Origin of the sequence: Brachybacterium sp. sponge, from assembly GCF_001613775.1 — a bacterium.
GTDB classification, from domain to species: domain Bacteria; phylum Actinomycetota; class Actinomycetes; order Actinomycetales; family Dermabacteraceae; genus Brachybacterium; species Brachybacterium conglomeratum.
On record NZ_LRMP01000001.1, the window covers coordinates 1,191,605 to 1,211,371 of the forward strand.

Genomic DNA, 19,767 nt, shown 5'->3' on the forward strand with positions numbered 1-19,767 from the left:
GCGGATGGTCGAGTCCCTCCATCCCACCCGACGGGCCTCCCGCTGCGCCAGTGCGATCTGTCATCTCCTCCGAAGGGAGGAGCCCCGCGGCGCCGGGCCCGGATCAGCCGGCGCGCATCTCCCGCGGCAGCTCCTCCAGCAGCCGCAGCCACAGCTCGGAGGCGGCCGGGTAGCTCGGCACCGCATGGCGCAGCACGTGCACCGGCACGGCGCCGACGATCGCGATCGTCGCGGCGTGCAGCAGCTCGGAGGCCTCGGGGCCGACGAACGTCGCACCCACGAGGGTGCGGGTCCCGAGGTCGACGACGATCTGCGCGGTGCCGGTGACGTCGTCGCGCAGCAGCGCCGAGCCGGCCGCCCCGCCGAAGGGCACCTGCGCGGTCACCACCCGGTGCCCGGCCTCGCGGGCGGCCGCCTCGGTGAGGCCGACGGCCGCGACCTGCGGATCCGTGAACACGACCTGCGGCACCGGCACCTGGTCGGGCACCGGCTCCGCCGCCTCCCCGGTCGCGGCGGCGAGGATCCGCTGCCCGATCACGCGGGCGCGGTACTTCCCCCAGTGCGTCAGCGGCGCCTCCCCGCTCGCATCGCCCACCACGTGCAGCCACTCGGGCAGCGCCCCGCCGCCGCTGACGTCCTCGGGGGAGAGGCCGACGGTCTCGAGGCCCACGTCGGCCAGGCGCGGACGGCGCCCGGTCGCGACGAGCACCTCGTCGGCCTCGAGGGTGTCGCGACGGCCGTCGGACTCGAGCTCGAGCCGCACCCGCCCGCCGTGGAGCCGTCCCAGCCCGGTCTCCCGGGCGTCCTCGCGCTGCCCGGAGCGGACCGAGGTGCCCAGGCGCACGTCGACGCCGAGGCCGCGCAGCGCCTTGAGCACGTGGCGGCCCGCGAAGGGCTCCAGCCCGCGCAGCAGCCCGTCCCCGCGCACCAGCATCGTGACCCGGGAGCCGAGCGCGGACATCCAGGTCGCGGCCTCGACCGCAACCACGCCGCCGCCGACGATCACCAGCTCGTCCGGCACCTCCACCACGCCCGTCGCATCGCGCGAGGTCCACGGCGCAAGCTCCCGCAGGGCCTCGGGGATCACCGGCACGGACCCGGTGGCGAGGACGACGGCGCGCTCGGCGTGGAGTCGCTGCGGGGCGCGCCCGTCGGCCGCGTCGACCTCGATCTTGCGCTCGCCGACGAGTCGTCCGTGCCCGCGCACCACGTGCAGTCCCGCGCCTTCTGCCCAGTCGACCTGGCCGGCGTCGGAGTAGTGGGAGACCCAGGTATCGCGCCGGGCCAGCAGCGCCTCGGCGTCGACCTCGGGGGTGGTGATCCCGGGCAGGTGCGCGGCGGCGTCGGCGACGGCGAGGGGGCGCAGCAGCGCCTTCGAGGGCATGCAGGCGTAGTAGGAGCACTCGCCGCCCAGCAGCGCGCCCTCGACGATCGCTGCGGTGAGGTCGGTGCCCTCGGTCGCGTACTGGGCGACGTTCTCGCCGACCGCCCCGCCGCCGAGAACGATCACGTCGAAGGAGGTCGCAGCATCGGGGGCGGGAGCATCAGCAGTCATGGTCCGACGCTACGCCGGAGCCCGGGCGTTGTCACGGCCTCGTCAGGGGCGGGGGCGGGCGCCCATCCCCTCGAGCACCTCGCGCACCGCCGCGGCGGGGTCGGGGGAGTCCATCACCGCGCGCACCAGCGCGAGCCCGGCGACGCCCGTGCGGGACAGCGCCGGGGCGTCGGCCGGGGTGACGTCCCCGATCGCGACGATCGGCAGCATCGTCGCCCGCACCAGCGCCGGATAGCCGTCCACGCCCAGCGGCTCCCGGCCGGAGTCCTTCGTGGGGGTGCGGCGGAACGGCCCGGCACCGAGATAGTCGAGGTCGAAGGCGACGCCGGCCGAGTCGCGGACCAGATCGAGCGTGCCGGTGGTCAGTCCGATGACCGCGTCGTGGCCGAGCAGGGCGCGGGCGTCGGGGACGGGCAGGTCGTCCTGGCCGAGGTGGACGCCGTGCACGTGCGCGCCGCGGGACCTGGCCGCCGCGGCGACGTCGGCCCGGTCGTCGACCAGCACCCGCGTGGCGGGGTTCGCGGCATGGACAGACTCGGCGACGGCGAGGACGAGCTCGAGCAGCTCCCGCGTGCTCGCCTCCTTGGCCCGCACCTGCACGACCCCGGCCCCGGCCGCCGCGGCCTCGGCGGCGACCTCGACGGTGCGCGGCCCGGTGCCGGAGGTGACGAGATAGCAGCGCAGGTCCAGCGGAGAGGAGGGGGCGGTCATGGGCGTCGTCCGATCTCGTCGAGGGCGTCGAGCAGGTGCATGCGGAAGCTGCCGGGCCCGGTCGCGCGCGACGCGGCGCGCTCCCCGGCCAGGGCCATCCAGGCGGTCGCGGCGAGCGCGGCCTCGAAGGGATCCTCCCAGACGGCGGTGCAGGCGGCGGTCAGCGCCCCCAGCAGGCAGCCCGTCCCGGTCACACGCGGCAGCAGCGCGGAGCCGCGGTCGAGCCGGGCCTCGCGGCTCGCATCCAGCACCAGGTCCACCGCGCCGGAGACGGCGACGGCCCCGCCGGTGCGGCGGGCGACCTCGGCCGCGGCGCCGGCGGCGGACTCCGCGGCGGCGGTCGAGTCCGCGCCCCGCCCGCCTCCCGCCTCGCCCACCAGGGCCAGGATCTCCGAGGCGTTGCCGCGCACCGCCGTCGGCCGCTGCGCGATCAGCCGCCGCGCGAGCGGGGTGCGGACCGGGGCGATCCCGATCGCCGTCGGGTCCAGCACCCACGGCCGGCCGTCCTCCCGCGCGACCGCGACGGTGGCGGGGATGCCGTCCATCGCGTCGGTCGAGAGGGTGCCGAGGTTGATCAGCAGCGCGTCCGCCACGCTCGTGACGACGGGAGCCTCGACGACGGTCTCGGTCATCATCGGCCGCGCCCCGGCGGCGAGCAGCCCGTCGGCCACCAGCTGCATCGACACGGTCGCGGTGAGGCAGTGGACCAGCGGCGCCGCCTCCCGCACCGCCGCGACGACGGGCAGGGCGCGGGCGAGATCGGGGTCGTCGGCGGGGCTCATCGCGCGCTCCGCCCGGCGACCGCGTCGAGGTCCGCGTCGATCTCCCGCGGGGAGAGCCGCGGGCCGAGCAGCGCCCCGACCACCACGAGCAGCCCGCCGAGCGCGACCATCCCCATCACCGTCACGTGCCGCCCGAGCAGCGGCTCGAGCGCCGGCACGTAGAACGGGTACAGCGCCGGCAGCACGAGGGAGAGGCTGTAGGCGGAGCCGTAGCCGGTCGAGCGGATCGCGGTGGGGAACCGCTCGGAGAGATAGGCGGCGATCGGACCGTAGGCGGAGACCGTCGCGACCTGCAGCAGCGCGGCCAGCAGCGACGCGACGGCGAGGGTCGGCGCGGTGACCGCAGCCCACCACAGCACCGGGCCAACGAGCCCCGCGACGGCGCCCCACACCACCAGCAGGCGCCGCCTCCCGACGAGGCTCGAGAGGTGCCCCGCGAGCGCCATCACGAGCGCCTGCGCGATCGAGGCCGCGCCCATCACCAGCGGCACCGCCTCCGGGGCGATCGGCGAGTCGGTGGACAGCCGCGCCGTCAGCAGCAGCACGGTCGAGTCGGTGAGCAGCCACAGCCCCGTCATCAGCACGAACGCCGCCCAGAACGCGGACGCCCACCGTCCGGTGAGCAGGCTGCGCAGGCCCGGGCGCGGGGCCGACGGGGCGGCCGACGCCGGTGCTCGCCGGGCCTGCGGCGCATCGACCACGTGCCGCCCGTAGTAGAGCATCATCCCGATCGACAGCGCCGCGCCCGCGACGAACAGCGCCCGCCAGCCCCAGACCGCGTACTGCTCCGGCCCGAGAGCCGCCAGCAGCGCCGCGACGGCGAAGGCGATCGTGGCCTGCGCCCACGGCGCCATCGAGAGGATCAGCCCGCTCATCAGCCCGCGTCGGCGCGGTGTCGACCACTCCATCGCCAGCGGGATCGCGGCCGAGTACTCACCGGCCACGAAGATGCCGCCGAGGAAGCGCAGCGCCAGGATCAGCGCGACCGTGCCCGGGCCGAGCACCTGATGGGTGGGGACGAGCGCGATCGCGAGCGCGCACGCCGCGGTGCCCGCGATCGCGAGACGAGTGGTGCGAGTGCGTCCCATGCGGTCCGCGATCCGCCCGAACACCACCCCGCCGACCGGCCGGCCCAGCAGCATCGCGACGATGATCAGCGCCGCCGCCGACGCGGTCGCCGACGGGCCCGCGATCACGAGCATCGCCGGGGCCAGCGCCGTGACCGGCAGGAACACATGGATGTTGTCGATGAAGTTCCCGACCACGCCGGCGCGCAGCGCGGCCCGACCCTCCGGCGGCAGGGCGCGGGTGCCGGTCGCGGCGATCGAGGCGGCGGTCATCGGGTCACCCCCGCGAGGGCCGGGCTCGGGGCGACGGCGGCGGGGGCCACGCGCCGTGCCTGCTCGAAGAACTCCAGCTCGTGGCGGCAGGCGAGGAGGAAGGCGCGCGCCGCCTCCGCCCGCACGGCGGGATCAGCGGCCTCGAGCTCGCGCTCGACGACGCCGAGCGCCCCGCGCACCCCCTCCACGAAGGTGGGGTCGCGGTAGGTCAGGAGCCACCCCGCGTAGGGGTGCTCGTCCGGTACCTCGGGCAGGCTCGCCCCGACCTGCGCGTACAGCCAGAAGCAGGGCAGCGCCGCGGCCGCTCCGACGGCCGTCGGGTCCCCGAGCGCCCGGGCGAGCAGGAAGTCGGTGTATGAACTGGTCACCGGGCTGACGGCCACCTCCGCCGCGTCAGGACGGGTCGCGAGCCAGCCGCGGTGGAGCTCGAGCTCAGTATCCACGCAGTGCCGGGAGGAGTCCGACCAGAACTCCCGCGCGGCAGGGTCCTCCGATGTCGCGGCGAGGGTCGCGAGGGCGCGGGAGTAGCGCTGCAGGTAGTGAGCGTCCTGCGCGAGATAGAAGGAGAACTGCCCCTCGGGCAGGCTCCCGTCCACGAGCGCCGCCACGAAGCCGGAGCCCTCGATCGCGCCGGCGAGCGGCGCCCCGGCCGCCCACAGCGCCTCGGTCCACGGGCCGACGGGCGGGACCGAGGCGGCAGGACCCGTCGGGCCGTCGGCCGTCGCTCGGGCGGCGAGCTGGGCCGGCTGCTCCCACCGGTCCGGCACCGCGCCGCCGGCGACCCACGGCGCGGCCGATCCCGCCGCCGCGAGCCGCCGTGCCCGGTGGGCGTGGTCGACGGGACCGTTCCCGCTCCCGACCTGCAGCTCTGCGCCGTGCAGAATCGCCTCGTGGAGCCAGTCGGTGACCCAGGCGAGGGCCGTGGCCGGGTCCTCACCGGCGCCGAGCCGGGTCGCGAGCGCCGCCGCGAGGGAGCAGCCGGTGCCGTGCGTGCTCGTCGTGTCCACCCGCGTGGAGTGCACCCTGTGACGGGTCCCGTCGGCCGCGATCCAGGCGTTGGTGACCTCGCGGCTGTCGAGGTGCCCGGTCTTCACGACGACCGCGACGCCGGTCGCCTCCGACCAGCGGGCGGCCTGGGCGAGGGCCTCGTCCTCGTCGTGCGCGCGGGGCTCGCCGGTGAGGACGGCGAGCTCGTCGATGTTCGGGGTGACCACGGTGGCGAGGGAGCAGAAGCGGATCATCGCCTGCTCCGCCTCGGGCTCCAGCAGCCTGTCGCCGCTGGTCGCGACCATCACCGGGTCGACCACGAGCACCCGCGGCGGGTGCGCGGAGAGCCAGGTCCGGGCGGCCTCGATGATCTCTGCGGTGCCGAGCATGCCGGTCTTGACCGCCTCGAGCTCGACGTCGTCGGAGACCGCGCGGAGCTGCGCGGCGAGGAACTGCGCGGGAGGGACGTGGATGTCGCTCACTCCGTGGGTGTTCTGCGCGACGACCGCGGTCACCGCCGCCATGCCGAAGCCGCCCGCGGCGGTGATCGATTTGAGGTCCGCCGCGGTGCCGGCACCTCCCGTCGGGTCGGTGCCCGCGATCGAGAGCACGCGCGGGGCCGACGGCGCGGGGCGGTCGGGTGCGGGCCGGCGGGTAGCGGGCCGATCGGGCGCGGCGGCGCGGGGGAGGGCAGCGGGAAAGAGGGTGCAAGGATCCGAGCTCATGCGGACATCCCTTCGCTAGTACGAACTAGATCAGGTTCCACGGGTGTGATCTCAGCGCCTCGGGCGCACCCCGTGTCCAGCGGCCGAGTGTAGGCCAAGCGACGGGGGAGGGGCCTGGGCGTCTGGAGTCGATGCCTCCTGCAGCAAGGGTCCGACAGACGAAGCGAATCCTCCGAAAACCGGTGGATGACATTGTGGAAAAAGTGGGACTGTGGAGGAAAGGTGTGGATCGAGAGCTGCATAGCGGTCGAAATGCGCCACTCGATCAGAAAGTTATCCACATATTCTTCTCGAACCTTCCTTCTGTCGGTTCCGGCCCCTAGTGTGAAGGGGTCGGATCGAAAGGGGCGGTGCATCGACGCATCGCCGACGCGGACGGGGAGGAGGGGCCGATGAGCATCACGCAGCCGGAGCATTCGTCGGGCGATGAGATCGCCGACGACGCACGCGATGCTGGGCGTCCCGAGGCCGCGGCTGCCACCTCCGACCATGCCGTCGATGCCCTGATCGCGTCGCTGCCTGCTCGTCTCCACCGCGTCACCGCGCGTCAGGCGCGCACTCGCGATGCGCTGCCTGAACTCGGCGGCTGCGCCGACGACCCCGCTCTGAGCGAGGCCGCGCAGCGCGTCTGGGACGCGGAGCGCGCCACCGCCCTCGCGCTCGCTGCGCAGTACCGCGCCCTCGCAGCCCTGCACGAGGTCGAGGGCGAGTACGAGGATGCCTGCGAGCTCGACGAGGTCGAGACTCTCCGCGCCGCGCTCGGCCTCCGGGTCACTCGCAGCGCCGCGAGCTGGAGACTGCGTGACGCGTACCAGGCCGTGCATCATTTCCCGCGCACCCTCGAGAACCTCGAATCCGGAAGCATGCCGTCGGCCTGGTTCCAGAAGATGCTGAAGACCTCGCAGAAGCTCTCCGAATCCTCCAGGAGGGATCTCGATGCCGTGATCTCGACATGGTCCACGGATATCAGCCCGGAACGTTTCTTCACGCTCCTGCGCGCCCTCGTCGAGCATCTCGCCGAGCGCGAGAGCCGTCCCGATCCGGTCGCCGCGCTCGAGCGCACCGTCGAGCTGCTGCCCGGCGCCGAGGCCGGCACCGGGACCCTGAGGATCACGGGTCCGATCCCCGAGATCCTCGCTCGGTGGAAGTCGATCGACGAGTCCGCCCGCGCCGTCCAGGCGGCGCAGCGGGCGGCGCTCCGCGACGGTACGCCCGTCCCGCACGACCCCGACGGCGTCGTCCGCGAGACCGGCCGGGCCCTCCCGCTGACCCGGCTGCGCTACGCCCTGATCGACGCCGCCGAACTCGACGTCGACGGGGTCGCCGTCCCCGCCGAGCGGTTCCGCCTCAACGTCACCGTGCCCGTGCTGACCCTGCTCGGCGCCTCCGACCAGCCCGGCATGCTCGACGGCGTCACCCCGCTGCCGCCCTCGATGGCGCGCTCCCTTGCCGGCAGCTGCACCGTCTGGCACCGCGTCCTCACCAGCGCGAGCAGCGGCGCCTTCCTCCCGCTCCCGGCCGACCGCGTCACCCCCACCCCCGCGATGCTCTAGCACCTCCGGCTCCGCAACGGGCAGTGCGCCGTCCCCGGCTGCACGCGCCCCACCTCCTGGGCCTCCGAGTGCGACCACATCGAGGAGTGCCTGCGCGGCACCCCGGGCGAGGGCGGCGCCACCGAGGTCGAGAACCTGCACCTCCTGTGCTGGCGGCACCACCTCGACAAGACGAACGGCCTGCTGGACCCCACCCGGCTCCCCGCGCAGGCAGGCAGGCCCGGTCGCACCCGCTGGACCGTCGGCCGCCACGGCGACGCCGTCACCGTCCTCAACGACCTCGACCACGCCAGCCTCGAGATGGTCGAGCTGCTCACCGCCGCCTGGACCGGATTCCTGCGCGGCACCCACGCCGGCAGCCCCGCGACCAGCCCGAACAGTCCGCCGGGGCATCCCGCTGACCGGCGTGTGCTCACCACGCCGGTGGCCGAGGAGCCGACCCTGCAGACGCAGGTGCCGCCCGGACCCCCGCCGACGGCGACGTCCTCGCGCGGCGAGACTCCGCCGCCCCGTGCCCAGCTCCCGGAGCCCCCGCCCGAGGGATGGGGCGACTACGGTCCGCCGCCCTTCTGATGCCGCGCGCCCGTCCCTCGTCCGTCGCACCCCGCCCCTAGGCTCGATGACATGAAGATCCTGCACACCTCGGACTGGCACCTGGGCCGCACCCTGCACAAGGTCGACCTGCACGAGCACCAGGCTGCCTTCCTCGACTGGCTCGTCGACCTCGTCGAGGCCGAGGGGGTGGACGTCGTGGTGATCCCCGGCGACGTCTACGACCGCGCCGTGCCCGCGGTGAGCAGCGTGACCCTCCTGGACCGGGCCCTCGCCCGCCTCGCCGACACCGGCGCGACCGTGGTGCTGACCAGCGGGAACCACGACTCCCCGGAGCGGCTCGGCTTCGGCCGCTCCCTGATGCGCGCCGGCATCCACCTGCTCACCGACCTGCCCGGGATCGAGCACCCCGTCTCCGTCGAGGACGAGCACGGCGAGGTGCTGTTCTTCGGCCTGCCCTATCTCGAGCCGGACCGCGCCCGCACCGAGCTCGCCGGCGAGGGCGAGGAGCCGCTGCCCCGCAGCCACGAGGCCGTCACCCTCGCGGCCCTCGACCGGGTGCGCGAGCGCGCCGCGGCCCGGCCCGACGCACGCACCGTCGTCCTCGCCCACACCTTCGTCACCGGCGGCGAGGCCAGCGATTCCGAGCGCGACCTCTCCGTCGGCGGCGTCGACTCCGTCCCCGCCGGGGTGCTCGGCGGCATCGACTACCTCGCCCTCGGCCACCTCCACGGCTGCCAGGACCTCACCCGCAGCGTCGGCGCCCCCGCCTGGTACTCCGGCTCCCCACTCGCCTTCTCCTTCTCCGAGCGCAGCCACCGCAAGTCCGTGCTCCTCGTCGAGCTCGGCGCCCCCGGGCCCGACGGGGAGCGGGCCGAGGTCGCCGTGCGCCGCATCGAGACCCCCGTCCCGCGCCGCCTCACCGAGCTGCGCGGCACCCTCGAGGAGATCCTCGCCCGCCGTGACGAGCACGCCGGGGACTGGCTGAAGGCCGTCGTCACCGACCCCGCCCGCCCCGCCCACCTGCAGGAGCAGCTCCGCGAGGCCTACCCCCACCTGCTGCTGACCGAGTACGCCCCCGAGGGCCGCGCCGCGAGCGCCGGCACCCCCGTCGTGCGCCGGGAGCAGAACCCGCTGGAGGTGATGGACGAGTTCCTCGCCCACGTCACCGGCGGCGACCCCACCGAGGCGGAGCACGACGTGCTCGAGCGCGCCTACTCCGCCGTCCGCCGCCAGCAGGAGGCCTCGTGAAGCTCCACCACCTCCGCATGACCGGGATCGGCCCCTTCGCCGGCACCGTCGAGATCGACTTCGCCGCCCTCGGCGCCTCCGGCACCTTCCTGCTCGAGGGGCCGACGGGCTCCGGCAAGTCCACGATCCTCGACGCGATCGTCTACGCCCTCTACGGGCAGGTCGCCGGCTCCGCCACCAGCGCCGACAGGATCCGCTCCCAGTTCGCCGCGCCGACGGAGCCGAGCATCGTCGACCTCGTCTTCGAGACCCCCTCCGGACTGCACCGCGTGCGGCGCTCCCCGGAGTTCCAGCGCCCCAAGCTGCGCGGCACCGGCACCACGAAGGAGCAGGCCAAGGCCCTGATGTGGCGGATCGGGTCCCCGCAGGCCCTGCCCGCCGCGATCGCCGACACCGCCGGCGCCGGCGACGGCAGCGAGGTGATCGCCAGCCGCATCGACGAGGTGGGCCGCGAGGTGCAGCGCGCCGTCGGACTCACCCGCGAGCAGTTCACCCAGACCGTCCTGCTGCCCCAGAACGAGTTCGCCCGCTTCCTCCGCGCCGGCACCGGGGAGCGCCAGCAGGTGCTGCAGCGCGTCTTCGGCACCGAGACCTACGCCGCCGTCGAGAAGCAGCTCGAGGAGATGCGCAAACAGGCGAAGCGTCAGGTCGACGCCGCTCAGCAGACCCTCGGCACGGCGCTGGCCCGCTTCACCGAGGCCGTCGCCCTCGAGGACGAGGAGGGCGCAGCTCTCACCGAGCACGCCGCCGCACTGCGCCTCGAGCCCCTCGCCGCGGCGGCCGACGCCCAGCTCGCGCAGGTCGCCGCCCGCGCGACCGAGACCGCCGCCGGCTCCGCCGCCGCGCAGGAGGTGGAGCAGACCGCGCGGACCGCCGCCGAGGCCGCCCGCACCGCCCGCAGCCGCATCGACCGCCGCCGCGCACTCGACCAGCTCGCGACCCGCCTCGAGGCGGAGAAGCCCGAGGTCACGAAGGCATCGGCTGCGCTCGAGCGGGACGAGACCGCCCGCCCCGTCGTCGAGGTGCTGCGGCGACGCGACACCGCCGCCCAGGCCGCCTCCGCCGCGATCGAGGCCCTCGCCGCGCGCGCCGAACAGACGCGCCCCGCGCACCCCGACCTCGTCGACCTCCTCGCGGAGCAGGCCGAGGACCCCGCCGCCGCACTCGCCGCCGCGGCCGACGAGGCGACCGGCGCCGCCGGCGCCCTCACGGACCTCGTCGACCTCGAGACCGCGCTGCCCGAGCGGGAGAAGCAGCTCGACGCCCGCCGCGAGGCGCTCACCGCCCGGGAGGAGACGCTGAAGGCTGCGACCGTCCGGCTCGAGGAACGGCCTGCCGCCCGCACTGCCCTCGTCACCGCGCGCGAGGAGGCCCGCACCGCCGCTTCCGGCCTCGCCGAGGCGCGGCTCGCCCTCGCCGCCGCGCAGGATGTGCTGAAGGCCGCGACCGCCGCGGACGCCCAGGTCAAGGCCGTCGCGAAGGCCAAGGAGACGGCCGAGCGCTCCCTGCGCACCGCCCGCACCCGCGCCGAGGAGGAGGCCACGCTGCGTCGGCGCCGCTTCGCCGGGATCGCCGCCGAGCTCGCCGCCGACCTCGAGGACGAGGCCGCCTGCCCCGTCTGCGGCTCCCACGAGCACCCCCACCCCGCCGACCCCTCCGAGGACGCCGTCAGCCCCGAGCAGGTCGAGGCCGCCGAGACCGCCCGCCGCGCCGCCGAGCAGGCGCAGGCCGCCGACGCACAGGCCCTCGCCCTCGCCGAGCGGGAGCTCGCCGCGCTGCGCGAGGACGCCGGGGAGCACACCCCCGACACAGCCCGGGCCGAGGTCGGGACCCGCACCGCCGCCGTCACCGCCGCGACGACCGCCGCCGCCCGCGCCGACGAGCTCGAGAAGCAGCTCAACGCCTTCGACGCCGAGACCGAGAAGGCCACCCGCACCAAGGAGGCGCTCGCCCTCGACGTCGCCCGTGAGCGCACCGGCATCGACGAGACCGGCCGCACGCTCACCGCGGACCGCACCCGGATCGACGAGGCCCGCGGCGAGGACGGCTCCATCGCCGAGCGACGCCGCGGCCACACCGCCCGCGCCCGCGCCGCGACCGCGCTCCGCGAGGCGCTGCGCAGCCGCATCCAGGCCGAGCAGGCCGCCGCCGAGCTCGCCGCCGAGGCCGACCGCGCCCTCGCCGCCAGCGGACTCGCCACCGCCGAGACCGCCCGCGCCGCGGTGCTGCCCGCCCAGGAGCGCACCCGGCTGCAGAAGCAGGTCCAGACCCGCGCCGTCGACGAAACCCGCCTCGCCGACGGACTCGCCGAGGACGGCATCGCGGACACCGTCGCCACCGACGAGGCCCGCGAGCAGGCCGACGCCGCGGTCAAGGACGCGGCGGAGACCCTCGCCGCCGCGCAGGCCGCCGCGCGGGAGGCCGCAGGGCTCGCCGCCCGCGGCGCCGGCGTGGCCCAGCGGGCCGGCTCCGCCCGCGAGGCGCTCCGTGCCGCCTCCGAGCAGGTCCGCGCGGTCGGCGAGGACGCCGGGGTCGTGGTGCGCGTCGCCGACCTCGCCACCGGCCGCTCCGCCGACGGCGAGCGGGTGCAGCTGTCGACCTACGTGCTCATGTGGCGGCTGGACGCCGTGATCGACGCGGCCAATGCCCGCCTCGCCCTGTTCTCCGGCTCCGAGCTCGAGCTGCAGCGCGACCGCGGCGCCCGCGGCGCGCGGAAGACCGGACTGGACCTGCTGGTCCTCGACCGCCGCACCGACCAGGTGCGTGTGCCCGAGACCCTCTCCGGCGGCGAGACCTTCTTCGTCTCCCTCGCGCTCGCGCTCGGCCTCGCGGACATCGTCATGGGGGAGGCCGGCGGGGTGCAGATGGAGACCCTCTTCATCGACGAGGGCTTCGGCTCCCTGGACCCCGAGACGCTCGAGACCGTGGTGCGGGAGATCGGGCGGCTCGCCGAGAGCGGCCGCACCGTCGGGATCGTCAGCCACGTCGGCGACATGAAGTCCCAGATCGCCGAGCAGATCCACGTGCGCCGCGGCGCCGACGCCCGCTCGACCCTGACCGTCACCGCCTGAGAGGACCCCGGGTGGGGCGAGGGCTCTTCAGCACCTTCATCGCGAAGCGGGAGGAGACCTTCGAGACGCCCGGGTTCGTCATCACCTGCTCGGTGAGGAAGCGCTCGTAGGCCTCGAGGTCCGCGACCGCGACCCGCACGTAGTAGTCCGGCGAGCCGAACAGGCGGTACAGCTCGACCACCTCGTCGAAGGCCGCCATCCGAGTCTCGAAGCCGTCGACCGTGCCGCGGTCGTAGGCGGAGAGCTCCACATCGAGGATCACCTCGAAGCCCCGCCCGAGCGCGCCCGGGTCGATCTGCGCGGCATAGCCCTGGATCACGCCCTCCGCCTCCAGCCGCTGCACTCGGCGCAGGCACGGCCCCGGCGTGAGGTGCACCGCCTCCGCCAGCGCCACGTTCGACAGGCGCCCGTCCCGGCGCAGGTGCTCGATGATTGCGCGATCAGTGGCATCAAGATGCATGTGTTGCACAGTAGTCGCTCCGGTCGCCGGACTGCGCAATCGCAGCGCACCTGAGTGCTGAGATGATTGCAGGCGTGACAGAGCTGAGAGAACGCACCCCGGCGCCGAGCGGCGGCGAGCTGCCGCCCGGCGCGACCGCGCGCGGCGAGATCGCGACCGGCATCCGGCTCTCCTTCGCGGCGGGGCTCGGGATGTTCCCCATCGGCATCGCCTTCGGCGTGCTCGTCATGCAGACGGGACTGCCCTGGTGGACCGCGCCCGGCCTGTCGATCGCCGTGTTCGCCGGCTCCGTCGAGCTGCTCCTGGTGGGGCTGATGGCGGCCGCGACGCCGCTGGCGACCATCGCGCTGACGGTCCTGCTGGTGAACTTCCGCCACGTCTTCTACGCGTTCTCCTTCCCCCTGCACGTCGTGAAGAACCCCCTGGCGCGCTTCTACTCCGTCTACGCCCTGATCGACGAGGCCTACGCCGTCACCGCCGCGAGCCCCGGAACGTGGAACCGCTGGCGACTGATCGCGCTGCAGCTCGCCTTCCAGAGCTACTGGGTGGGCGGCGGACTCGTCGGCGTCGCGATCGCCTCGTTCCTCCCGGGCACGATCGAGGGCCTCGAGTTCGCGCTCTGCGCCCTGTTCATCACCCTCACCCTGGACGCCTGCCGCTCCCGGAAGCAGGTGCCCTCGCTGGTGCTCGCCGGCCTGTCCCTCGGGCTCTCGCTCGTGCTGGTCCCGGACAACGCACTGTTCGCCGCGATGCTCGGCTTCGTCATGCTGCTGATCGGCCGCCACCTGCTCGAGCGCCGACGCCGGAAGGAGGCCGGCGATGCCTGAGACCGGCTACATCCTCGCCGTCATGGCCATCGGCCTCGCGATCACCTTCGCGCTGCGCGCCGTGCCCTTCGCGGTGCTGAAGCCCCTGCGGGAGTCTCGCCTGGTCGCCGACCTCGCGCTGTGGATGCCGGTCGGGATCCTCGCGATCCTCACGATCACCACGCTGCGCTCCTCCCTCGGGGCCGACGGCTCCCGCCTGCCGGCCGCGGCGCTCGCCGCCGCCGTGACCGTGGTGGTGCACCTCGTCGGCGGGCGCCGCACCCTGCTCAGCGTCGGCGCGGGCACTGCCGCCTTCGTGCTGCTGGTGAACCTGGGCTGAGGACTGCGCCTACCATCGGTGCATCCGTCGGACCAGGAGAGCACCATGACCACGAGCCCCCGCCCCTTCGCCGCCCAGGCCCCCGCGGCCGGATCGAGGATCCTCGGCACCGGCCATCACCGGCCCGACCGCGTGATGACCAACGCCGACCTCGAGCAGCTCGTCGAGACCAGCGACGAGTGGATCCGCCAGCGCACCGGCATCGAGGAGCGCCGCATCGCGGCCGACGGGGTCGACGTCGGCGACCTCGCCGCGATCGCGGGACGCAACGCGCTCGCCGACGCGGGGGTCGACCCGTCCGAGATCACGCAGGTCATCGTCGCGACCTGCTCCAACCACGAGCGCTCCCCGAGCGCCGCGGGCCGCGTCGCCCAGCAGCTCGGCATCCCCGCGCCCGCCGCCTTCGACGTGGGTGCGGCCTGCTCCGGCTTCGAGCACGCGCTGGCGGTCGCCGACATGTCGATCCGCACCGGCGCCTCGACCACCACCCTCGTGATCGGGGCGGAGAAGCTCTCCGCCGTCACCGACTACACCGACCGCACCACCTGCATCCTCACGGCCGACGGGGCGGGCGCGATGGTGCTGACCGCGAGCGAGGAGCCCGGCATCGCGCCGGTCGTGTGGGGCACCGTCCCCGAGCTCGCCGACGCCGTCACCATCAACGGTGAGGGCCCCGCCTTCGCCCAGCAGGGACGGCAGGTGCTCGGCTGGGCGCTGCGCGAGGCGCCGAAGATCTCGAAGCAGATCGTCGAGGCCGCGGGGCTGACCATGGAGGACATCGATGTGTTCGTCCCCCACCAGGCGAACCTGCGCATGATCGAGCCGCTCGCCGCCGCGCTCGGCCTGCGCGAGGACGCGATCGTCGCCGACGACATCATCACCTCCGGCAACACCTCCGCCGCGACCATCCCGCTCGCGATCTCGCGGATGCGCGAGGCCGGGCGGATCCCCGCCGGCGCGACCGCGCTGCTGGTCGGCTTCGGCGGCGGCTTCTCCTGGGCCGGCCAGGTGGTGCGCCTGCCCTGACGGGCTGCCGATAGGATCGACGAGGCCCCATCCGCACCAGCGCCCCGGAGGACCTCGTGGTCGATTCCCTGACCGTCCAGATCATCGTCACGGTCCTCGCCGGCCTCGCCTACGTTGTGGGGCTCACCGGCATCGTCGTGCCCGTGCTGCCCGGCACCATCACGATCGTCATCGCGACCCTGGTCTGGGCGATCCTGATCGGCGGCTGGCCCACCTGGGTCGCCTTCGGGATCGTGCTCCTGCTCGGCGCGGCCGGCATGACCGCCAGCTACGTCCTCACCGGGCGCCGCCTCCACGCGGCCGAGGTGCCGATGTGGCCGGTCTACGTCGCGATCGCCGCGGCGGTCGTCGGCTTCTTCGTCATCCCCTTCCTCGGGCTCCCGATCGGGTTCCTCGCCGGCCTGTACGTCGCCGAGTCGCTGCGGCTGAAGGACTGGAGGAAGGGCCTGGACAACACGTGGATCGCGCTGAAGGCCCTCGGCACCGGGATCCTCATCGAGTTCTCCCTGGCGGTGCTGTCCACGTTCACCTTCGCGATCGCGGTCATCGTGCACTTCGTGACCGCATGACCACCTCGCAGCACCCCGCCGTCCTCGTCCCCGGGCTGAAGCGCCTGCTGAAGGGCTCGTGGGAGCAGAAGCGCTGGTTCGTGCTCGCCGTGCTCGGCGCGACCGCCTTCGCGCTGCTCCAGATCGCGACCTCCTCGATCATCGGCTGGGTCACCGAGGACGTCGTCGTCCCCTCCTTCGCCAGCGGCGAGGTCGCCCCCGCGCTCGTCCTCGGCGGGGGAGCGGCGATCCTCGGCATCGCCGTCGCCCGCGCCGTGACCGTCATGGCCCGGCGCGTCTTCGCCGCCGCCGCCCAGTTCGACCTCTTCCGCCTCTACCGCGAGCGGATCGTCCAGGTCTACGCGAAGGTGCCGCTGCTGTGGCACCGCCGCCAGGCCACCGGCACCCTGCTCAGCTCCGTCTACTCCGACGTCGAGGCGACATTCTTCGCGATGGCGCCCTTCCCCTTCGCACTGTCGACCCTGGTGATGCTGGCCTACGCGACCGTGGTCGTCGCCCGCATCGACCCGGTGATCCTGCTGGTCATGCTCGCGTTGATCGTGCTGCTGATCGTCCTCAACGTGCTCCTGCAGCGCTTCGCGACCCCGATCGCGATGCGCTCCCAGCAGCTGCGCGCCGAGGTCGCCGAGATCGCCCACGAGTCCTTCGACGGCGCGAACGTCGTGAAGTCCCTGGGCCGCGAGGACGTCGAGGAGCGGCGCTTCACCCGCGCCGCCGACGACCTGCGCGAGACAGGGATCCGCTTCGGCTACATCCGCGGCTGGTTCGACCCCGCCATCGACGCCCTCCCGAACCTCGGCATCCTCGCCGTCGCCGTGCTCGGCGCCTGGAGGATCGGCGAGGGGCACCTCAGCACCGGACAGCTCGTCGAGGTCGCCTACCTGTTCACGCTGATGTCCCTGCCGATCCGGTCCTTCGGCTGGGTGCTCGGGGACCTCTCCCGCACGGTCGTCGGCGGCGGCCGCGTGCAGCAGATCCTCGACGTCGAGGAGGAGCGCACCTACGGCCCCGACCCGCTGCCGAGCGGACCCGGCGTGCTCGCCGTCGACCAGGTCTCCTTCGTCTACCGCGACGACCCCGCCGCCGTGATCCTCGGCCGCGGCGTCCGCGAGGAGCAGCTCGCCGTGCGCGAGGGGCACGCCCTGACCGACGTGTCCCTCCGCGCCGACCCGACGGCCGGGACCCGGGTGCTGGCCGTCGTCGGCGCGACCGGCTCCGGGAAGTCCACCCTCGCGCTGCTCGCCGCGGGCCTGGTCCCGCCGAGCAGCGGCACGATCAGCCTCGACGGCGCCCGCCTCGAGAGCCTCACTGCCGAGGCCCTCACCGCCGACGTCGCCCTCGTGCTGCAGCAGGCCTTCGTCATGGACGCGACCGTGCGCCAGAACGTCACCCTCGGCGAGGACATCGACGAGGAGACCGTGCGCTGGGCGCTGCGCGTCGCCCAGGCCGAGGCCTTCGTCGACGCGCTGCCGGACGGGCTCGACACCGAGCTCGGGGAGCGCGGCGGCTCCCTCTCCGGCGGGCAGCGCCAGCGCATCGCGCTCGCCCGGGCACTGGCCCGTCGGCCCCGCCTGCTGATCCTCGACGACGCGACCAGCGCCTGCGACCCCAGCGTCGAGCTCGCCATCCTCGACGGGATCCGCCGCGAGATGACCGAGTCGACGCTGCTGCTGATCGCCTACCGCAAGTCCACGATCTCGCTCGCCGACCAGGTCGTGTTCCTCGACCACGGCCGCGTCGCCGACGTCGGCCCCCACGAGGAGCTGCGCGGACGCAGCGCCGGCTATCGCGCGCTGGTGGACGCCTACGACGAGGCCGCGATCTCCCACAGCCTGCTCGAGGCCAGCAAGCCCCCGCCGAGCGACGCCCCCGAGGAGGAGCCCGACCCCGTCACCGGCGCGATCGAGATCCACAGCGCGGGACGCCACCGCCACGAGGAGTCGGGCGCCGACGAGGGCGAGTGCGAGCCGCCCACCCGCACCGGCGGGATCCCCGCGGTCCGCACCGATCAGGAGGCCGGACGATGACCGCCGCACCCGCAGCCCGCACCTCGTCAGAGCTCGGCGGGGAGGCCTCCGCCGACGAGGGCGCGATCGCGACCATCCGCCGCGGCCTCGCCCTCACGCCCGAGCTGCTGCGCGGGCTGTGGATCACCCTGCTGCTGGCCGTGATCGCGACCGCCGGCAAGGTGGTCGTGCCCATCGCCGTCCAGGCCATCCTCGACCGCGGCATCATCGCGCCCGAGACCCCCGACGTCGCCTTCGTCGCCGGCGCCGCGGGACTCGCCGCCCTCGTCCTGCTCGCGACCGCGACCTGCAACGTGCTGATGAACCGGCGCCTGTTCCGCCTGGCCGAGACGTCGCTGGCGACCCTGCGCAAGCGCGCCTTCCGCCACATCCACGACCTGTCCCTGCTCACCCAGGGCACCGAGCAACGCGGTGCCCTCGTCTCCCGCGTGACCAGCGACGTCGACACCGTCAGCCAGTTCATGAGCTTCGGCGGGATCATGCTGGTGGTGATGAGCTTCCAGCTCGTCCTCGCCACCGCCGTGATGGCCTTCTACTCCTGGCCGCTCGCGCTCGTGGTGTGGCTGTGCTACCTCCCGATCCTCGTGATCATGGGCTCCCTGCAGAAGCGGATCCGCGCCCGCTACCAGGTGGTGCGCACGAAGGTCGGCGAGATGCTCGGCACCGTCTCGGAGTCCCTCGTCGGCTCCGCGACCGTGCGCGCCTACGGCACCGAGGAGCGCACCCGCCAGGCTCAGGTCGGCCGGATCGGTGCGGTGCGCGACGCCCAGTTCTCGGTGCTGCGCCCCCAGTCCGCGTCCTTCTTCCTCTCGGAGACGGCCGACGGGCTCGCCACCGCCGTCGTGGTCGTGGTCGGGGTGGTGCTCGGCACCGGCGCGCTCGGGATCGACCTGCCCGGCGCCGACCTCACCGCCGGCGGCGTGGTCGCCTTCGTATTCCTCGTCTCCCTGTTCAGCCAGCCCGTCCGCATGGGCATCGAGATGCTCTCGGAGGCGCAGAACGCCGTGGCCGGCTGGCGGCGCGTGCTCGGCGTCCTCGACACCCCGGCCGACGTCGCCGACCCCGGCGGCGCCATCGACCCCCGCACCGGCCGGCGCGGCGAGCCCGTGCCCGGCGCGAGGCCGCTGCCCGACGGGCTGCTCGACATCGAGATCCGCGAGCTGCGCTACCGCTACCCGACCGGCCCCGAGGTCATCCACGGCCTGGACGTCACCATCCCCGCCCGCTCCCGCATCGCGATCGTGGGGGAGACCGGCAGCGGCAAGACCACCTTCGCCAAGCTGCTCACCCGCATGATGGACCCCGCCTCCGGCACCATCGAGGTGGGCGGGGTGCCGCTGCACCTGGTGCCCTACGACTCGCTGCGCTCGCGCGTGATCATGGTGCCGCAGGAGGGCTTCCTCTTCGACACCACCGTCGGCGGGAACCTGCTCTACGGGCGGCCCGACGCGAGCGAGGCGCAGATGCGGCAGGCGCTGGACGAGCTGGGGCTCGGCACCTGGGCCGAGGAGCTGCCGGAGGGGCTGGAGACCCCCGTCGGCCAGCGCGGCGAGTCCCTCAGCGCGGGGGAGCGGCAGCTCGTCGCCCTCGCCCGCGCCTATCTCGCCGACCCCGACATCATCGTCCTGGACGAGGCGACCAGCGCCGTCGACCCCGCCGCCGACGTGCGCCTGCAGCAGGCGATCGACGGCCTCGCCCGCGGCCGCACCACGATCACCATCGCCCACCGGCTCTCCACCGCCGAGCGCGCCGACCGGATCATGGTGCTCGACCACGGCGACCTCGTCGAGCACGGCACCCACGCCGAGCTCGTCGACCTCGAGGGCGGGATCTACGCCGGGCTGCACCGGTCCTGGGTCGCGCACCGGGCGGAGCGGTGAGGGGCGGGGGCCGTGCCCGCTCCCGACCCGCCTCTGCTCCCTTCCGCGCTCCTCTCTCTGCGTTCACTGGCGGTATACGGGGAAGGTGGGCCGGATACGACGGGCATCCGGCTGGAGCGCCAGTGATCGCAG

At 74.4% G+C, this 19,767-nt stretch carries 16 protein-coding genes and 1 riboswitch; of the genes, 10 read left to right on the forward strand and 6 right to left on the reverse strand.

Annotated features, from left to right (window positions below):
• Positions 1-103: 103 nt before the first annotated feature.
• From A4A78_RS05190 to A4A78_RS05210, 5 genes are all read right to left on the reverse strand, one after another.
• Positions 104-1,555 (reverse strand): NAD(P)/FAD-dependent oxidoreductase, encoded by a 1,452-nt coding sequence (locus A4A78_RS05190; RefSeq protein ID WP_062947294.1) that lies wholly within the window; start codon positions 1,553-1,555, stop codon positions 104-106.
• Between the two features lie 42 nt (positions 1,556-1,597).
• Positions 1,598-2,266, reverse strand: a complete 669-nt coding sequence (locus A4A78_RS05195) for a thiamine phosphate synthase (RefSeq protein WP_062947295.1) — start codon at positions 2,264-2,266, stop codon at positions 1,598-1,600.
• Positions 2,263-3,048: a hydroxyethylthiazole kinase gene (gene thiM / locus A4A78_RS05200; RefSeq protein ID WP_062947296.1), complete on the reverse strand. Its 786-nt coding sequence runs from the start codon at positions 3,046-3,048 to the stop codon at positions 2,263-2,265. Before thiM ends, A4A78_RS05195 begins: the two co-directional genes overlap by 4 nt.
• The gene (locus A4A78_RS05205) at positions 3,045-4,388 is read right to left on the reverse strand and encodes an MFS transporter (RefSeq protein WP_082835194.1); all 1,344 of its coding nucleotides are present in this window, start codon (positions 4,386-4,388) and stop codon (positions 3,045-3,047) included. Before A4A78_RS05205 ends, thiM begins: the two co-directional genes overlap by 4 nt.
• Positions 4,385-6,100, reverse strand: coding sequence for a bifunctional hydroxymethylpyrimidine kinase/phosphomethylpyrimidine kinase (locus A4A78_RS05210; protein ID WP_231880848.1), 1,716 nt, complete (start codon positions 6,098-6,100; stop codon positions 4,385-4,387). The genes A4A78_RS05205 and A4A78_RS05210 overlap by 4 nt, the downstream gene beginning before the upstream one ends.
• A riboswitch (TPP riboswitch) is annotated at positions 6,091-6,183 on the reverse strand. It overlaps the preceding gene by 10 nt.
• A gap of 309 nt (positions 6,184-6,492) precedes the next feature.
• On the opposite strand from A4A78_RS05210, the gene A4A78_RS05215 reads away from it, so the two are divergent.
• The 4 genes from A4A78_RS05215 (at position 6,493) to A4A78_RS05235 (ending at position 12,527) form a co-directional block, all read left to right on the forward strand.
• A complete protein-coding gene (locus A4A78_RS05215) occupies positions 6,493-7,653 on the forward strand; it encodes a hypothetical protein (protein ID WP_062947298.1) in 1,161 nt (386 codons plus the stop codon).
• Between the two features lie 300 nt (positions 7,654-7,953).
• The gene (locus tag A4A78_RS18085) at positions 7,954-8,226 is read left to right on the forward strand and encodes a hypothetical protein (RefSeq protein ID WP_062947300.1); all 273 of its coding nucleotides are present in this window, start codon (positions 7,954-7,956) and stop codon (positions 8,224-8,226) included.
• A gap of 51 nt (positions 8,227-8,277) precedes the next feature.
• Positions 8,278-9,456 carry an exonuclease SbcCD subunit D gene (locus A4A78_RS05230; RefSeq protein ID WP_062947301.1) on the forward strand — a complete coding sequence of 393 codons (1,179 nt, stop codon included), beginning with the start codon at positions 8,278-8,280 and terminating at the stop codon, positions 9,454-9,456.
• Complete coding sequence (locus A4A78_RS05235) at positions 9,453-12,527, forward strand: AAA family ATPase (protein WP_062947302.1); 3,075 nt, start codon at positions 9,453-9,455, stop codon at positions 12,525-12,527. Before A4A78_RS05230 ends, A4A78_RS05235 begins: the two co-directional genes overlap by 4 nt.
• Here the strand turns inward: A4A78_RS05235 and A4A78_RS05240 are convergent.
• Positions 12,517-12,987: an Lrp/AsnC family transcriptional regulator gene (locus tag A4A78_RS05240; RefSeq protein WP_062947303.1), complete on the reverse strand. Its 471-nt coding sequence runs from the start codon at positions 12,985-12,987 to the stop codon at positions 12,517-12,519. The genes A4A78_RS05235 and A4A78_RS05240 overlap by 11 nt on opposite strands.
• A 74-nt stretch (positions 12,988-13,061) precedes the next feature.
• On the opposite strand from A4A78_RS05240, the gene A4A78_RS05245 reads away from it, so the two are divergent.
• From A4A78_RS05245 to A4A78_RS05270, 6 genes are read left to right on the forward strand one after another with little or no spacing between them, the layout of a single operon-like run.
• The gene (locus tag A4A78_RS05245; protein WP_304438551.1) at positions 13,062-13,814 is read left to right on the forward strand and encodes an AzlC family ABC transporter permease; all 753 of its coding nucleotides are present in this window, start codon (positions 13,062-13,064) and stop codon (positions 13,812-13,814) included.
• Positions 13,807-14,133, forward strand: a complete 327-nt coding sequence (locus tag A4A78_RS05250) for a branched-chain amino acid transporter permease (protein ID WP_062947304.1) — start codon at positions 13,807-13,809, stop codon at positions 14,131-14,133. Before A4A78_RS05245 ends, A4A78_RS05250 begins: the two co-directional genes overlap by 8 nt.
• A 45-nt stretch (positions 14,134-14,178) precedes the next feature.
• Positions 14,179-15,159 carry a beta-ketoacyl-ACP synthase III gene (locus tag A4A78_RS05255; protein ID WP_062947305.1) on the forward strand — a complete coding sequence of 327 codons (981 nt, stop codon included), beginning with the start codon at positions 14,179-14,181 and terminating at the stop codon, positions 15,157-15,159.
• A 56-nt stretch (positions 15,160-15,215) separates the two neighbouring features.
• The gene (locus A4A78_RS05260; protein WP_062947306.1) at positions 15,216-15,728 is read left to right on the forward strand and encodes a DUF456 domain-containing protein; all 513 of its coding nucleotides are present in this window, start codon (positions 15,216-15,218) and stop codon (positions 15,726-15,728) included.
• Positions 15,725-17,755, forward strand: a complete 2,031-nt coding sequence (locus A4A78_RS05265) for an ABC transporter ATP-binding protein (protein ID WP_062947307.1) — start codon at positions 15,725-15,727, stop codon at positions 17,753-17,755. The genes A4A78_RS05260 and A4A78_RS05265 overlap by 4 nt, the downstream gene beginning before the upstream one ends.
• Entirely contained in the window at positions 17,752-19,635 is a 1,884-nt protein-coding gene (locus tag A4A78_RS05270) for an ABC transporter ATP-binding protein (protein ID WP_062947308.1), read from the forward strand. The genes A4A78_RS05265 and A4A78_RS05270 overlap by 4 nt, the downstream gene beginning before the upstream one ends.
• The last annotated feature ends 132 nt before the right edge of the window (positions 19,636-19,767 follow it).

Excerpts from the sequence above, each read along its gene's own strand:
- A4A78_RS05195 (WP_062947295.1), bottom strand. The coding sequence starts at position 2,266 with ATGACCGCCCCCTCCTCTCCGCTGGACCTGCGCTGCTATCTCGTCACC.
- A4A78_RS05190 (WP_062947294.1), bottom strand. The coding sequence starts at position 1,555 with ATGACTGCTGATGCTCCCGCCCCCGATGCTGCGACCTCCTTCGACGTG.
- thiM (WP_062947296.1), bottom strand. The coding sequence starts at position 3,048 with ATGAGCCCCGCCGACGACCCCGATCTCGCCCGCGCCCTGCCCGTCGTC.
- A4A78_RS05230 (WP_062947301.1), top strand. The coding sequence starts at position 8,278 with ATGAAGATCCTGCACACCTCGGACTGGCACCTGGGCCGCACCCTGCAC.
- A4A78_RS05270 (WP_062947308.1), top strand. The coding sequence starts at position 17,752 with ATGACCGCCGCACCCGCAGCCCGCACCTCGTCAGAGCTCGGCGGGGAG.
- A4A78_RS05250 (WP_062947304.1), top strand. The coding sequence starts at position 13,807 with ATGCCTGAGACCGGCTACATCCTCGCCGTCATGGCCATCGGCCTCGCG.
- A4A78_RS05240 (WP_062947303.1), bottom strand. The coding sequence starts at position 12,987 with ATGCATCTTGATGCCACTGATCGCGCAATCATCGAGCACCTGCGCCGG.
- A4A78_RS18085 (WP_062947300.1), top strand. The coding sequence starts at position 7,954 with ATGGTCGAGCTGCTCACCGCCGCCTGGACCGGATTCCTGCGCGGCACC.
- A4A78_RS05265 (WP_062947307.1), top strand. The coding sequence starts at position 15,725 with ATGACCACCTCGCAGCACCCCGCCGTCCTCGTCCCCGGGCTGAAGCGC.
- A4A78_RS05255 (WP_062947305.1), top strand. The coding sequence starts at position 14,179 with ATGACCACGAGCCCCCGCCCCTTCGCCGCCCAGGCCCCCGCGGCCGGA.
- A4A78_RS05205 (WP_082835194.1), bottom strand. The coding sequence starts at position 4,388 with ATGACCGCCGCCTCGATCGCCGCGACCGGCACCCGCGCCCTGCCGCCG.
- A4A78_RS05210 (WP_231880848.1), bottom strand. The coding sequence starts at position 6,100 with ATGAGCTCGGATCCTTGCACCCTCTTTCCCGCTGCCCTCCCCCGCGCC.
- A4A78_RS05215 (WP_062947298.1), top strand. The coding sequence starts at position 6,493 with ATGAGCATCACGCAGCCGGAGCATTCGTCGGGCGATGAGATCGCCGAC.